Origin of the sequence: Micromonospora sp. DT53 (assembly GCF_049841535.1) — a bacterium.
In the GTDB taxonomy this organism is placed as follows: domain Bacteria; phylum Actinomycetota; class Actinomycetes; order Mycobacteriales; family Micromonosporaceae; genus Micromonospora.
This window is the reverse complement of the sequence record NZ_JBNCKM010000002.1, coordinates 709,868-724,428: the sequence shown is the minus strand read 5'-3', so window position 1 is coordinate 724,428 and position 14,561 is coordinate 709,868. Positions and strand designations below refer to the sequence as shown.

Annotated in this window: 10 protein-coding genes; 5 read left to right on the top strand and 5 right to left on the bottom strand. The window is 67.6% G+C overall.

Annotated features, from left to right (window positions below; genetic code table 11):
- The first annotated feature begins 38 nt into the window (after positions 1–38).
- From ACLQ3B_RS09190 to ACLQ3B_RS09175, 4 genes are read left to right on the top strand one after another with little or no spacing between them, the layout of a single operon-like run.
- Positions 39–2,075, top strand: coding sequence for an SAM-dependent DNA methyltransferase (locus tag ACLQ3B_RS09190; RefSeq protein WP_425779136.1), 2,037 nt, complete (start codon positions 39–41; stop codon positions 2,073–2,075).
- Positions 2,076–2,095: 20 nt separating this feature from the next.
- A complete protein-coding gene (locus ACLQ3B_RS09185; protein ID WP_425779134.1) occupies positions 2,096–3,712 on the top strand; it encodes a type I restriction-modification system subunit M in 1,617 nt (538 codons plus the stop codon).
- A complete protein-coding gene (locus ACLQ3B_RS09180; RefSeq protein ID WP_425779133.1) occupies positions 3,705–4,931 on the top strand; it encodes a restriction endonuclease subunit S in 1,227 nt (408 codons plus the stop codon). The genes ACLQ3B_RS09185 and ACLQ3B_RS09180 overlap by 8 nt, the downstream gene beginning before the upstream one ends.
- Before the next feature lie 32 nt (positions 4,932–4,963).
- A complete protein-coding gene (locus ACLQ3B_RS09175) occupies positions 4,964–8,179 on the top strand; it encodes a type I restriction endonuclease subunit R (RefSeq protein ID WP_425779131.1) in 3,216 nt (1,071 codons plus the stop codon).
- Between the two features lie 275 nt (positions 8,180–8,454).
- Here the strand turns inward: ACLQ3B_RS09175 and ACLQ3B_RS09170 are convergent, their stop codons facing one another.
- Positions 8,455–9,183 (bottom strand): AfsR/SARP family transcriptional regulator, encoded by a 729-nt coding sequence (locus ACLQ3B_RS09170; protein WP_425779129.1) that lies wholly within the window; start codon positions 9,181–9,183, stop codon positions 8,455–8,457.
- 164 nt (positions 9,184–9,347) lie between these two features.
- Between ACLQ3B_RS09170 and ACLQ3B_RS09165 the strand changes: the two genes are divergently transcribed.
- On the top strand, positions 9,348–9,743 hold the full coding sequence (locus tag ACLQ3B_RS09165; protein ID WP_425779127.1) for a hypothetical protein: 396 nt from the start codon (positions 9,348–9,350) through the stop codon (positions 9,741–9,743).
- A 930-nt stretch (positions 9,744–10,673) separates the two neighbouring features.
- On the opposite strand, the gene ACLQ3B_RS09160 is transcribed toward ACLQ3B_RS09165, so the two are convergent.
- From ACLQ3B_RS09160 to ACLQ3B_RS09145, 4 genes are read right to left on the bottom strand one after another with little or no spacing between them, the layout of a single operon-like run.
- Entirely contained in the window at positions 10,674–11,342 is a 669-nt protein-coding gene (locus ACLQ3B_RS09160; protein WP_425779125.1) for a GNAT family N-acetyltransferase, read from the bottom strand.
- A gap of 26 nt (positions 11,343–11,368) precedes the next feature.
- On the bottom strand, positions 11,369–12,043 hold the full coding sequence (locus ACLQ3B_RS09155) for a GOLPH3/VPS74 family protein (RefSeq protein WP_425779123.1): 675 nt from the start codon (positions 12,041–12,043) through the stop codon (positions 11,369–11,371).
- Positions 12,044–12,053: 10 nt separating this feature from the next.
- Positions 12,054–13,067, bottom strand: a complete 1,014-nt coding sequence (locus ACLQ3B_RS09150; protein WP_425779121.1) for an acetamidase/formamidase family protein — start codon at positions 13,065–13,067, stop codon at positions 12,054–12,056.
- Entirely contained in the window at positions 13,064–14,470 is a 1,407-nt protein-coding gene (locus ACLQ3B_RS09145) for an APC family permease (protein ID WP_425779119.1), read from the bottom strand. The genes ACLQ3B_RS09150 and ACLQ3B_RS09145 overlap by 4 nt, the downstream gene beginning before the upstream one ends.
- Positions 14,471–14,561: the final 91 nt, after the last annotated feature.

The window sequence follows — 14,561 nt, the reverse complement described above, 5'->3', positions numbered from 1 at the left end:
GGACTCGTACCGTGACCGCCAGAGCGAGGAGGTGAGCCATGGAGGCGGAGTTGATGTCGCAGCGCGAGATCGCGCTGCTCGCGCGCGTCAAAAAGCCTGCGGTCACCACGTGGCGCCGGCGGCACCTCGACTTCCCTGCACCCGTGCCGGGCAACCACGGCCAGCCTCTATTTCCCGCAGACGCCGTCGTGGCTTGGCTACTACGTAGCGGGCTTGGCCACGCCGACCCGGACGCCCTGCGCGCCGAGCGGTCCATGCACACGCTGGCGGCGTACGCCCGGCGGCACGGCGGCCGACGCACGATCGTCGTCCTCGGCGCCGCGCTCTGCCTCCGCCACCTCGTCGGCCGGGCGCTGCCAGCCGATCCTCTGCCGCTGGCTCGGCGCCTCGATCCCGAAGACGAGTTTCTGCTGCACGAGCTGACCGACGCCCCTGAACCCACAGGGCTCGCCCAACTGGTCGAGCAACTGATCGAGGGTGCCTTCGATCCCTGGCACAGCTGTCAATTCCTGCTCAGCTCCGCAAACCGCCTCGGCTGGCCCGAGTTGTCAGCAGATGCACTCACCCCGGAGACGCTGGCTCTGATCCGTCGGGTCGCCGACGTGCCGACCCAGCTGCGGACCCACCATGCCCTCACCATCACCGACGGCAACGCGGGCGCAGGCGACCTACTGACAGCGCTCGTAACCGACCAGGACAACGACAATCTGCGAATCAACGCTTTCGTCGCCGACGAGGAACTCGCCCGCCTGGTGCGTCGGCAGCTACTCCTCGCCGAGTTGCCCGAGTTCCAGTTCGACGTGCGCGCCGACGAGCTGAACGAGGAGTTCGCCGAACCGGACCTCATAGTCACCCGGCTCCCCTACCAGCCGGCGGAGAGCCGAGACGCCCTCGCCGACCTCAACCGAGTCGAAGCGATCGCCGATCTACTCGGTCCCGGCCGCACGGCCATCATCGTCGGTCCCGCCAGCAGCCTCGTCGACCAATTACGGGACGGGCCAGCGGCGTTACGGCGGTCTGCGCTGCTGAGCAGCGGCATCGTCGAGGCAATTGTGCAACTGCCGGGCGGCGTCTACCCGGCCAGGCCAGGGCATCGCGCCGCTCTGTGGCTGCTGACCCGAGACCCGATCCCCGCCACCAAGGGCCGAGTGCTACTCGCCGACCTCAGCGGTCACGCACTTGACCACACCACAGTCGAGTCCGCTGCCGAGGACATCCTCCTCTGGCGCGCGGAAGGGCACCGCAGAGACGGCCATGATCCGCGCACCGGCCGAATCGTCCTACTGGAGAGCCTCGACCTTCGCCGGGCTGCCGCGCTCCGGCCGCCCGGTCCAGCGTCAGTCACCCTGCGTGCCCGCCTGGCCGCCGACCGCCCCGCGCTCGTCGGCGAGGTCGAGGGGCGTCTCACCGAGGCTGAGCAAGAGGCCGTCCGGTACGGGAAGGAGCACGGCTTCCTGAACACCGCAGCGGTGCAGCGTGATGGAATCAGGCCGAAGGAGCTTTCTTGCGAGGCGCTACGAACGGCTCGCCGGGTCCGCCCCCTCACCGGGCACCGCCTGAACCCCGAGCATGTCGAGCCACGGGGTCACCATCGGGTCATCGGCGCGGCAGAGGTACTCGGGCAGTCGTCCAAGCGCTGGATGGACCGGTTCACCCTCGCCGCGCAGTACCCGCAGGTCGCCCTCACCGAACCTGGTGACGTCGTGGTCACCAGCATTCCTCGGTTCGGGATCCTCCTCGACCACGACGGCTTCTCAGTGATCGAGTTCCCCGCCAACGGACTGCGCATCGCTTCTGAAGACCCGCTCACCCCCCGAGTGCTGGCGGCACTCCTGGCCACCGCCCGCAACATGACACGTAGCCCTGGTGCAGTGCGGGGGCCACGGCTGCGGGACGCCACAATCCCCGACCTGGCCCCTGACGAGGCGGTCCGCCTAGACGACGTGCTGCGCCGTCTGGAAGAACGCGAGCATCTACTGCAGCGGCAGGCCGACCTCTTGGCGACGTTGCGCGAACTCATCGTGACCGGCTTCGCCGACGGCACCCTCACGACTCTGTACGGTACGAACCCCTGAACGAGAGAACGGAACACCTAGTGCCCCCACGTAAACGCGCCAACGGACAGGCCGAGCTGTTCGGCGTGTCCAGCACCAAGCAGATCCAGGACATCCTGTGGAAGGCCGCCGATAAGCTGCGCGGCTCCATGGACGCCGCGCAGTACAAGGAGTTCGTCCTCGGCCTGGTCTTCCTCAAGTACGTCTCGGACGCGTTCGCCGAACGCCGCGACCAGATCGCCGACAGCCTCTCCGACATCCCGGAGAACCGCCGCGCCCAGTTCCTCGACGATCGCGACGAGTACGCCAGCGCCAACGTCTTCTGGGTTCCGGAGAACGCGCGCTGGGACTACCTCGTGGAGAACGCTCCCGGTGGCGTCGGCGAGCTGCTCGACAACGCCATGGACGCGATCATGCGCGAGAACCCGGCGCTGACCGGCGTCCTCCCGAAGATCTTCAACCGGGACAACGTCGACCAGAAACGGCTCAAGGAGCTCGTCGACCTGATCAGCGACGCCCGCTTCACCGGCCACGGCGACCGGAAGGCGCAGGACGTTCTCGGCGAGACGTACGAGTACTTCCTGGAGCGCTTCGCCCGCGCCGAGGGCAAGCGGGCCGGCGAGTTCTACACCCCGTCCAGCGTGGTGCGGGTTCTCGTCGAGCTGCTGGAGCCCTACGAGGGCCGCGTCTACGACCCGTGCTGCGGATCCGGCGGCATGTTCGTGCAGTCCAAGAAGTTCGTCGAGGCCCGCGCCGGCCGCGACCACACTCACGACATCGCCGTCTACGGGCAGGAAGCCAACGAACGCACGTGGCGACTGGCGAAAATGAACCTCGCCATCCACGGCATGGACCCCGTCGGCATCGGCGACCGCTGGGCCGACACATTCGCCGACGACAAGCACCTGGACCGGCGGGCCGACTTCATCATGGCCAACCCGCCGTTCAACATGAGCGACTGGGCGCGCAGGGTGGGCGACCCGCGCTGGCGCTACGGTACGCCGCCGCAGAGCAACGCCAACTACGCCTGGCTCCAGCACATCCTCTACAAGCTCGGCGACCGCGGCAGTGCCGGCGTCGTCCTCGCCAACGGCTCGATGTCCTCCAAGCAGTCCGGCGAAGGTGACATTCGCCGGGCGATGGTGGAGGCGGACGTGGTGGCCTGCATGGTCGCCCTCCCGCCGAACCTGTTCCGCACCACCGCGATCCCCGCCTGCCTGTGGTTCCTGACCAAGGACAAGACACCGCAGGGCGCGAAGGCGCTGACCGACCGGCGCGGCGAGGTGCTCTTCATCGACGCTCGCGCCCTCGGCACCATGGTCGACCGCACCGAGCGCATCCTCACCGACGACGATATCGCCAGGATTGCGGACACCTACCACGCCTGGCGCGGCACCAAGTCCGCCAAGGCCAAGGGCCAGACGTACGAGGACGTGCCCGGTTTCTGCTACTCCGCGAAACTCGACGAGGTGGCCGCCCACGATCACGTACTCACCCCGGGCCGCTACGTCGGCGCTGCTGAAGCCGAAGAGGACCCGGACGCCGAACCGCTCGCCGACCGTATCGAACGCCTAACCAAGGAGCTGTACGCCCACTTCGACGAGTCTTCCCGCCTCGAATCAGTCGTTCGTGACCAGCTTGGGAGGCTTGATGTCTGACTGGCGCGAGTTCCGCTTGGAGGAGCTTGCCTCTCCTCAGCGGAACGCCATGGCAACAGGCCCCTTCGGGTCTGCAATCAGTTCTCGGCACTTCGTGGCTTCCGGCGTTCCGGTGATTCGTGGCAGCAATCTCAGCCTAAATGTTGGCACGCGGCTAATTGATGAAGACCTAGCCTTCCTTGAAGAGGCGAAAGCAGCGGAGTTCGAGCGCAGCGTCGCCAAGCTGGGTGACCTCATATTTACCTGCTGGGGAACCATTGGCCAACTCGGCCTTGTCGACCGGAATGCAAGATACGAGCGTTACATTGTTTCGAACAAACAAATGAAGATGACACCAGACCCATCGAGAGTTGATCCGCTTTTCCTCTATTACTCGCTCTGCACGCCGGAGGCCGTTGCAAGAGTTCGGAACTCTTCCATCGGTAGTTCCGTTCCAGGGTTCAACCTCACCCAGCTTCGAGCCATGACGGTCAAGTGTCCAAGTCTCAGCGAACAGCTGGCAATAGCCTCCATACTCGGTGCGTTGGACGACAAGATTGCGGTCAACGACCGCATCGCCGGGAAGATGGACGATCTTTCCACCGCCCTGTTCGAGGAAGCGACTACTAACTGTTCAAAAGCATCGCTGGCCAGTATCGCAACACCAGTGCTGGGCGCGACTCCCGACCGCGCCATCGGCCACTACTGGGGCGGCACCGTGCCATGGGCCTCTGCCAAAGATGTAGCCCACAGCTCCTTTGGCGTGGTAGCAACGACGGAGGAGCGGATAACTGTTGCCGCGGCGCAAAAGACACGGGCTAAGCCCGTGCCTCCCGGCTCGGTTGTACTAACGGCTCGCGGAACCGTAGGCGCGGTGGCTAGAGTAATCGAGTCATCCTCATTCAACCAGTCATGCTACGCCTTCATTCCTGGCCAGATACCGCCGGGCGTGCTTTTTCATATGATTCGAATGGCGTCCGAGCATATGCTCAGCATTGCTCATGGCACCGTCTTCTCGACCGTAAATATGAAGACCTTTAGCCACGTCGTCGTTCCATTCTTGACAGATTCGCAATTGCCAGCACTTGAAGTAAAGCTGACACCACTCCATCGCGGTATTGAGCAGCGCTTACTAGAGTCGATGGCGCTCAGACGCATGCGAGACACGCTGTTGCCGGAACTGATGTCGGGGCGGTTGCGGGTCAGGGAAGCCGAGAAGGTCGTCGAAGAAGCGGTTTAGTTAGGCGAACGGTTCAAGGGGAGGGGCTGGGGATGGGCGCGGGCGGGTGGATGAACGAGGCGGACTGGGAGGCGCTCGCGCTGGATCACCTCGGTGAGCTCGGGTGGGAGCCGGGTACCGGGAAGGATTTCGCGCCGGGGTCGGGGCAGCGGCAGTCCTGGGCCGATCTCGTGCTCGTCGAGGACCTGCGGGCCGCGGTCGAGCGGCTCAACCCCGACCTGCCGCCTGCGGCGGTCGCCGACGCGATGCGGGCCGCCACCGACGTGGCCTCCCGGGAGGCGTTCGCCGAAAATCGGGCGGCGCACGAGCGACTGGTCCACGGCATCCGCTCGATCACGTACACCGACGCGTTCGTTGCCGAGCACAACCCCACGGTGCGCCTGGCCGACCTGGACGACCCCGGCCGCAACGTCTACCGGGCGATCAACCAGGTCACGATCGTCGACGGCGACTTCCGCCGCCGGTTCGACATCGTGCTGTACCTCAATGGTCTGCCGGTCGCGATCGTCGAGCTGAAGAACGCCGCCGACGAGAACGCCACCCTGACGGGCGCGCACGCCCAGCTCCAGGCGTACCTCGCGGAGTTCCCGCTCGCTTTCCGGCACGCCGTGCTGTGCTTGATCTCCGACGGGGTCACCGCGAAGTACGGGACCCCGTTCACCCCCTACGAGCACTTCGCGCCGTGGAACATCGACGACGAGGGGGAACGCCTCGACACCACCGCGCCAGACTACGACGGCCCGGAAGCGCTCATCGTCGCCCTCTACGGACTGTTCAACCAGCGGCGCTTCCTGGAGCTCACCGGCGGCTTCGTTAACTTCACGTCGAAGGCGAAGCGGATCGCGAAGGCGCACCAACACTTCGCGGTCATCCGGGCCGTCGAGTGCATCGTGCGGGCATCGCAGAGCGACGGGAAGGCGGGCGTCGTCTGGCACACCCAGGGCTCCGGCAAGTCCGAGGAGATGGTGTGCACGGCGGCGCTGACCGCGCGCCACCCCGCCCTGAAGAACCCGACCATCGTGGTGCTCACCGACCGTAACGACCTCGACGACCAGCTCTTCGACACGTTCCTCGACAGCCAGACTCTGCTGGGCCAGGAGCCGGAGCAGGCCGACACCCGCGCCGAACTGCGGGACACGCTCTCGAACCGGAACGCTGGCGGCATCATCTTCACCACGTTGCAGAAGTTCGGGCGCACGAAAGAAGAGCGCGACGCCGGGAGGTCGCATCCGCTCCTTTCCGACCGGCGCAACATCCTGGTGATCGTGGACGAGGCGCACCGCAGCCACTACGACAGCCTGGACGGCTACGCCCGGCATCTCCGCGACGCGCTGCCGCACGCCACGTTCATCGCCTTCACCGGCACCCCGATCGCCACCGCCGAGGTGAACACTCAGGCCGTCTTCGGCAACCACATCGACGTGTACGACCTCAAACGTGCCGTCGACGACGAGGCGACCGTGCGGGTCTACCACGAGCCGCGGATCATTCCGGTGTCGCTGCCGCCGGACATCGACCCGGAGAGCATCGACGAGCAGGTGGAGAAGCTCACCGCCAGCCTTGACGACGCGGAGCGGCGTAAGGCCGAGGCGTACGCAGCCACCATGAACACCGTCTACGGTGCCCCCGACCGGGTCGAGACCCTCGCAAAGGACCTCGTCGAACACTGGGAGAAGCGGCGCGAGCTGATGCGGCCGCACCTCGGCGGACCGGGCAAGGCCATGCTCGTCTGCGCGACCCGGGAGATCTGCGTCCGCGTCTTCGACGCCCTCAAGGAGCTGCGGCCCGACTGGACGGACCCCGCCGTCGACAAGGGCAAGATGAAGATCGTCTTCCATGGGGTGCCCAGCGACAAGGAGGTACTGCGCCCGCACCACCTGCGCCCGTCGCAGCAGAAAGCCGTCCAGGCCCGCGCCAAGGACCCAGACGACGAGCTGGAGCTGCTGATCGTGCATTCGATGCTGCTCACCGGCTACGACGCCCCGCCGATCCACACCATCTACATGGACCGGCCGATGAAGGGCGCCAACCTGATGCAGGCGCTCGCCCGGGTCAACCGCCGGTTCCGGGAGAAGCAGGACGGCCTGCTGGTCGGCTACGCTCCGCTGACCGAGAACCTGCGCAAGGCGCTCACCGAGTACACCCCTAGCGACCAGGAGGACCAGACCCTCGGCCGCGAGATCGAGCGGGCGATCAGTGAGGTGCACAACGAGATCGCCGTCCTCGAGGCCATGCTGGCCCCAGTCAAATGGCGGGAGATCCTGGACGACGAGAACGACCCGACCCGCTGGCGCCGGGCAGTGAAGAAGGCCGCCAATTTCCTGCGCAATCCGCGAACCCCCGGCAACGACGTCGAACCCGGTACGAAGCCGCTGCACCGGCGGTTCCGTGACTCGGCGGGCCGGCTAGAACGGTTCTACACGCTCTGTGCGACCAGCCGCGACTTCGTCGACCGTGCCGGCGACATCCAGCGGATGCGCCGCGACATCCACTACTTCCGCGACGTACGGGTCTGGATCGTCAAGGAAGAGGCCGCCGACCGGGAGGCCAGGGGCCTGCCCAACACGGCCGAGGTCGAACGCTACCTGTCCCAGCTCGCCGCCGAGGTGGTCGACGCCGCCGACATCACCGACATCTATGAGGAGGCGGGCCTCGGCAAGCTCGACATCACCGAACTTAACGGGGTGGCGTTGCAGCGCCTGGAGAACTCGGAGACCCCGCACCTGGCCGCCGCGGCGCTGCGCCGGCTGATCGAGCGAAAGATACGCGAGGTCACCAAGCACAACGTGGTCCGCCAGGAACGCTTCTCCGCCCAGCTCGAAGACCTGATGAACCGCTACATGCGTCAGCAGTTGACCAGCGCGCAGCTGATCGTCGAGCTGGTCGAGCTGGCTAAGCAGGTGTCCGCCGACGCTCGGCGCGGCCACCAGTTCGACCCTCCGCTAAACCACGCCGAACTGGCCTTCTACGACGCCGTCGCGCAAAACGGCGCGGCCACCGAGCTCATGGGAGTCGGCACCCTGGCAGAGATCGCCCGGCAGCTGGTCAGGTCGATCCAGTCGTCGATCACGGTGGACTGGTTCTCCCGTGAACCGGTACGCGCCAAGCTCCGCAGCCATATCCGCCGCCTGCTGGCTCGCTACGACTATCCGCCCGATCACGAGCGTGCGGCCGTCGAACTGGTCATTCGCCAGATGGAGACGTTCGCGAACGAGTGGGCTCCGGGAGGTGCGGCCTCGCAACGGTGACAGGAACGGGCGCTCAACCTCCCAGTCGAATGGTTGGGGCTACGCATCTCGGTGAAGCCGAGTGAATGGCGCTCCGATCGGCATCTGGCGACGGTGCGTATGGTGACTCGATGGTGTCGGCCATAGGATGATTTGTCCCGCTTCAAGCGTCAACCTTTTGGATGAATCTTGCAAGATCACAAAGTTGAGGCGTTCGTAGAATCTGACAGAAGCCGTTTTGGTTAGTGCAGAGACCTTCAGGTCGTTCGTAGCAGCGGCGGTGGTGAGGGCGGCAGTCAACCCAGCCGAAGACGGATGGTGGCAGCGGCGGCGGCCAGGAGTTCGTCGTCCGGGTGGTGGTGGGCGGCGATGTCGAGGACGGCGTTGGCTTCGGTGGGGCTGTCGGCGAGTGCCTCGGCGAGGTTGACGGCCGCGGTCAGGAACTCCCGGGATGCGGCTTGCCGATGCCGGACGAGCCATAGGTATCCGGTGTTGGCGGCGAGGGGCCCGCGGTAGACGGAGAATGCTCGGCGTAGGGCGGCAGTGCTAGCTGCCGGGCTGCTGGCGTGTTGGGCTGCGGTGATGGCGTCGCGCATGGTCCAGAGGTCGACGTCGAAGGCGTCGATATTGAGGGTGTAGTGGTGTCGGCGTAGCCGCAGGTAGACGTTGTCCCCGCTGATGGAGCGGAAGATCTGGCGCAGGTTGTAGGTGTACGTGTGCAGCCGCTGCGTGGCCAGGCGGTGCGGTGGCTCGGGGATGAGGTCGCCGAGGATGTCGTGCTGGTAGGCCGATCCTCCGCGCACGATTAGGTAGACGAGGAACTCCATCGCCTGTGGGCGGATGTGCTGCCCGTCGGGGACGCCGAGGATGGTAGGTGTGCCGAGCACCTGGACCCGGATCCGGTCCGCTCCGGCATCGGTCTGCCGGCCCGAGGGGTGGGCGGGGACGTGGACGCTCGGCGGTTCAGCGTTGTGACCGCCCTCGGAGGTGATGGCGGGAGGGTTCCCCGGTCGTGAGTCGTTCATGGCTGGGCTCCAGTGACCGCCCTCGAATCCGCTGGTGAGGACTCGGTGCTCATTGTCGCAACGGTACAGATCCCGTCGGCCTGTCGGTCCGGTCGAACGCGTACCGCCTGCTCGACGGCTGGACACGTGACCGTCTGCGGTGTCGAAAGGTCTCAGTCCTCCGCGTGACTGTGTTGCCGCTGGTTTTTCGCGGCATCGAACTCGATGTCGGGGTGGTTGTGTCCGCGGTCTGCGCAGTGCCGCCGCAGTTCGTGCAGGTGTTGAAGCATGCGGGCGGTGGCGGGGTGGTGGGGGTGGGCGCGGCGGTGCGTGGTGATGGTATCGGCGAGGAGGTGTCGGGCGGCGCCGCAGTGGCCGAGGTCGCGCAGGACGAGGGCGAGGGTGGCCTGCGTGGCGAGGGTGGGGTGGGCGTCCGGCCCGACGGTGACGGTGAGTTGGTCGGCGAGGTGCCGGTAGGCGTGGTACGCGCGTTGGTGATGTCCCGCCTGTCGGTGGGCGGTGGCGAGGGTGTGCAGGGCGGTGAGGACGGGCCGGGCGGAGGTCCGTGCAGGTGCGCGTGACTGTGGTGGGCGTAGCTGGCCCAGCGGATCGCGGCGGCGAAGTTGCCCAGGCGAATGAGTAGCTCAGCTTGCAGGTGCGCGGCGTCAGCGAGGGCGGGGTTCGGAACGGCGGTGGCTGGGTCGACGCCGGCGAGGGCGTCGCGCAGGACCTTTCGGGCGCGCACGGGGTCGGTGGTGGCGAGGGTTCGGGCTGAGCGGAGCCGTTCGGCGAGGGCCGGCGTGGCGTGGCCTGCCGGGGCGAGGGCGACGCGCCAGGTGAAGCGTAGGTCGGTGGCGGTGTGCCCGGCGGTGATGCGGGCGAGGACCCGGCTGGCGTGCGCGGCGGCGAGGTTGGCGCTCTTGGGGTGGCCGGTGGCGGTGATGATGGCGGGTGTGTGGCGCAGGATCGCCCGACCGACGGTGTCGGCGACAGCGGCGGCGTGTCGAGTCCGCGTGGCAGGCAGTTTCCCGGGCATTGGTAGACGAGCCGGTCGCCGTCAGGAGTGCTCGTCATGGGTTGTTCGCAGGTGCGGCAGAGCAGAAGTTCGGCTGGCAGAACAACCCGTGACGGGTCTTCGACCGGCTGGGCCTCGGGCGGAGGGGTGGGCGGGGCGGCGCTGGTGGTTCGGGTCCTGCTGACCCAGTCCTGCACGAGGCGCCGGTCGAGGTTCAGCTCGCGGGCGACCGCGGATATCGGACCACGGTGCCCGTTGTCGCGTGCGGCGGCCACCCGTTGGACCGTGGCGTCGATGAAGTCGTGAGAGTACTTGCGGGGGTAGGCCATCGGCTCGACGTTCCTCGGACAGCTCGTTGATGCTCGGACGTGGGTGGCGTTGACCGCTTGGCCAGCGTGGCGGGAGGGCCCGGCCACGACGACAGGCGTCGACAGCCGCGGTCAGCTCGGGCGAAATGCGGGCGTCATGCGCCGCGGCATCTCCTGCCGCTGAAATCTCAACGTCGTGCCGCTGAGGGGGCGGCGCTTGTCTGGTCGGCTGCGGCGGGGTGGGCACGGTTGGTGGGCCAGGTGTCGGAACTGCGGTCGGGATCGCGGCGCATCGGGCACAGCATCGGCCCGTCGGGCAGCCTGATCGGTGGTCGTGGGGTGTAGCCGTGGCGGGTGTAGAGGATGTGGGCGTCTGTGGTGGTGTCGGTCCAGGAAGGCAGGTCGATGCGGTCGAGTCGGCTGCGGTGGTGGGTGAGCATCGCCGTCGCCCGCCCGGCACCTCGGACGTCGGGGTGTACGGCGAGGAACACCAGGTGGTAGTGCGGCTCGGTGGGTCGAGGCTCGGACAGCAGGGTGTCGAGCTGGTCGAAGCGGTGGGCGTGGGGGCCGGCGGCGTCGGTGAGCCTGCTGCGGTAGTTGGCCGGTGGTGGGATGGGCCGGTAGCGGTGGAACCCGACGGTGGCGGCGGTCAGGTCGTTGGTGACGTGGCTGTCGCCGTAGAACATGGCGTGCTCCACCCAGATCGCCAGGACATCGGTCAGAACCCGGCGCCGCACGGCCGGGTCGGGTACGAGCCACGCGGCGAGCGGGGTGGGATGCAGGGCAGTGGCGATCAGCGCGCCGACGGGATCTTTGTCTGCCCAGCGGGCGGCACGGATGCGCACGTCAGCGTCCATGGGTCGGCCTCCTTGTCCTTGAGTAGTTAGCGGTAGGCGGCGGTGGCGAGGTCACCGACGGCGGCGTCGACCGCGGCGGTGATGTCGCGTACCTGCCGGTGGTGCTGCTCGGCGATAGCCCGCAGCTGGCCGGTGAGAGCGGCGGTGTTCTCATCGAGGTAGAGGTGCTCGGTCAGGCCAAGGACGGCGACGAGGCCGGCGAGGGCGGCGGTGTGGTTGTCGGGTTGGTCCCGACCGGCGGCGAGGTAACGCAGCCGAGCCCGGGCGACGACCGCCCACTTGGTGTCAGTGGCGAGGTAGCGGTCGCGGCGGGCCAAGCCGCCAAGGCGGCGATGCGTGGTGTGGCGAAGGATGCCGCCGGCGTGCAGGCCGGCGCGGGTGCGTTCGTACAGGTCCTCGGCGAACCAGGTCAGCCATCCCCGCAGCGTCGGGGCGGGGTTGGCGTACCGGACAGAGGCGATGGCGGTGTCGGCGATCAAGTCGCCGACGGGCCGGTCCAGGTGCAACCACAGCCACTGGTGCCCGCCCGGGCGACCGTCGTCGAGGGCGATCCGCCCGGCGAGGAACAGGTCAGTCAGGACCGCGCCGGCCATGCCGAGAGCGAGGGCCTGGCGGTGGACGTGGGGTTGGCCGGTGTCATCGTTGTGGCTGAGCAGGAACAGCTCATCGCGCAGCGGCAGTCGGGGAATCGACGCGGTCATCGCCAGCTCCCTATCGCAGCCCGGCGGCGTGCTGCCTTAGCCGGGCGTGTACCCCGCCGTAGGCGGCGGTTGGGGCCGGGAGCAGCGTCTTGTCGACGGCGGCGAGGACCGTGTAATTCGGGTCGCACACGTTGCCGATCGGCGCCCTGCCGGCCTGCGACACGAGCTGGTAGGCGTCGAGTTCATCCAGACCCGTCAGCGCGCTCGTCCAGCCGACCAGATCGCGCTGGGCGATCCGGTAGGCGTCCTCTAGGGGGCGGGCGCAGCCGACCGACATGATCTCCCGGTCGGTCTCCAGCCGGGGCCACACAGAGCCCGCGCCTTTGATGACCTCGATGATCAGGGTGGTGGTCGTGGCGATCTCCACCCCGACCCCGCAGGCCTCACCCTCGCCCTGGCGGGCGTGGCCGTCGCCGAGGGCGAGCATCGCCCCGTGCACGTTCACCCCCAGGTACAGGGTGGCCCCGGCGCGCAGCTCCGGGCTGTCCAGGTTCCCGCCATGGGAGTCAGGGACGATCGTGGAGCGGGCCTCGAACCCGCCGGGCGCGACCCCGATCGTGCCGATCATCGGGTCCAGGGGCAGGTCGACGCTGTGGTCGCTGCCCGTGGCGCGGAAGCGGATCGTCCCGGCCTGCCGGTCGATGTCGTACACCCACACCCGCTCCTCCAGCGGCGGCTGCAGCGTAGCGGTGTGCGAGGTCGAAGTGAGTGCTCCGAAGTGCGGGAACGTCGACGAGACTCCCCAGTCCCGGGCGGGCTCGATGGCAACGAGGTGGATCGCGAGGGTGTCGCCGGGCTCAGCGTCCTCGATGAAGAACGGCCCCGACACCGGGTTCAGGTACGGCATCCGGCACACCCGCGACGGCAAATCCGCCGGCCCTCGCACGAGACCGCCGAAGCAGTCCTCCGTGAACACCCGCAGCACGTCGCCGGAGCGGACATGGGCCACCGGCATACGACCGCCAAAGGTATAGGCCAACTCATCGCGAGCCGGACGGTAAGTGATCGTTTCCATGCCGGTCACACCCGCTCCACGTCACGCGCCGGTGCCTGCGCGGGTGCCAGACCCGACAACGCGGGCCGGCGGCCGGACAGGTACAGGCCGGCGAGAACGACCATGCCGAGGGCGAGCCAGGCCAGGCCGAGGCGCTGCGCGGCGATATTGGCGTTGACCACCACGTAGACGAGGATCGCGAACCCGATACCGGGCATCACCAGGTGCGCCCACCAATTGCCGCTGCGTCGGCGGATGAGGTGGTGCACGACCACGGAGACGTGCAGGACCAGGAACGCGACCATCGCCCCGAAGTTGATCAGCGACGACAACAGGGTGATCCCGTCCGCCCGGGTCGCCAGGTACAGGCCCAGGGCGAGGGACACGAACCCGGTTAGCAGGGTCGCGTTGATCGGCACGTTGCGGCGGATCGACACCTTCGCCAGGAACGCGGGCAGTTGCCGGTCGCGGGCCATCGCGTACAGCAGCCGCGAGGTGGCGACCTGCGCGACCATCGAGTTCGGCAACCCCCACGCGATCGCCGTCGCGACGGCGCACAAGGTGGCCAGCCATCCTCCGCCGGCTACCGCGGCGGCGTCGTAGAAGGCGGTGCCGTTCGGATCCCCGTCGCTGAGCAGCGAGGCCGGCTCCGGGACGAGCATCGCGGCCAGCCACGTCTGGGCGATGAACAGCACGCCGGCCAGGATGAGGACGGCGGCCATCGCGCGGCCGATTTGCCTGGAGCCGCCCTTGGTCTCCTCGGCCAGCATGCTGATGCCGTCGAAGCCGAGGAAGGACAGCACCGCGATCGACACCGCCCCCGCGACGAGGGACCACGTGAAGGTGTCGGCGTTGTAGAACGCCTCCCAGCTGAACCGGCCCTTCCCGGTCGCGAGGGCCCAGCCGGCGACGGCCAGGAAGATCGCTAAGACGATCAGTTCACCGATCAGCATCACCCGGGTCACCACAGCGGTCATCCGGATGCCGACCGAGTTGACGATCGTGTTGACCGCGACGAACCCCAGCAGCCAAAGCCACACAGGCGCCGCGGGCACCGTGGCGTGCATCGCTACCGATGCCACCAGGTAGAGCAGTCCCGGAACCAGCACGTAGTCGAGGAGGATCACCCAGCCAGCGAGGAAGCCGACCGGCGCGCTGATGCCCCGGCCCGCGTAGTTGTAGACACTGCCCGACATCGGGAACGCCTTGACCATCTGCGCGTAGGAGAACGCGGTAAAGACCAACGCCACCACGCCGATGGCGTACGCGAGAGCCACCATCCCACCGGAGCCGGCATAGACGCTGCCGAAGATCGCCATCGGCGCGATCGGCACCATGTACACCAGCCCGTACGCGACCAGGTCCCGGAACCGAAGCCTCCGGGCTAACTCCTGGCGGTAGCCGTAGCGCGTCAATTCATCTTGTAGCTGCATTGCACCCTTCCGAAGAGTTCGTGTCGGCCGCAGCGAAACATCCAATGTTGGGCCGCGTGTGAATTGCTTCACGCTCCGAATGGTCGCTCGA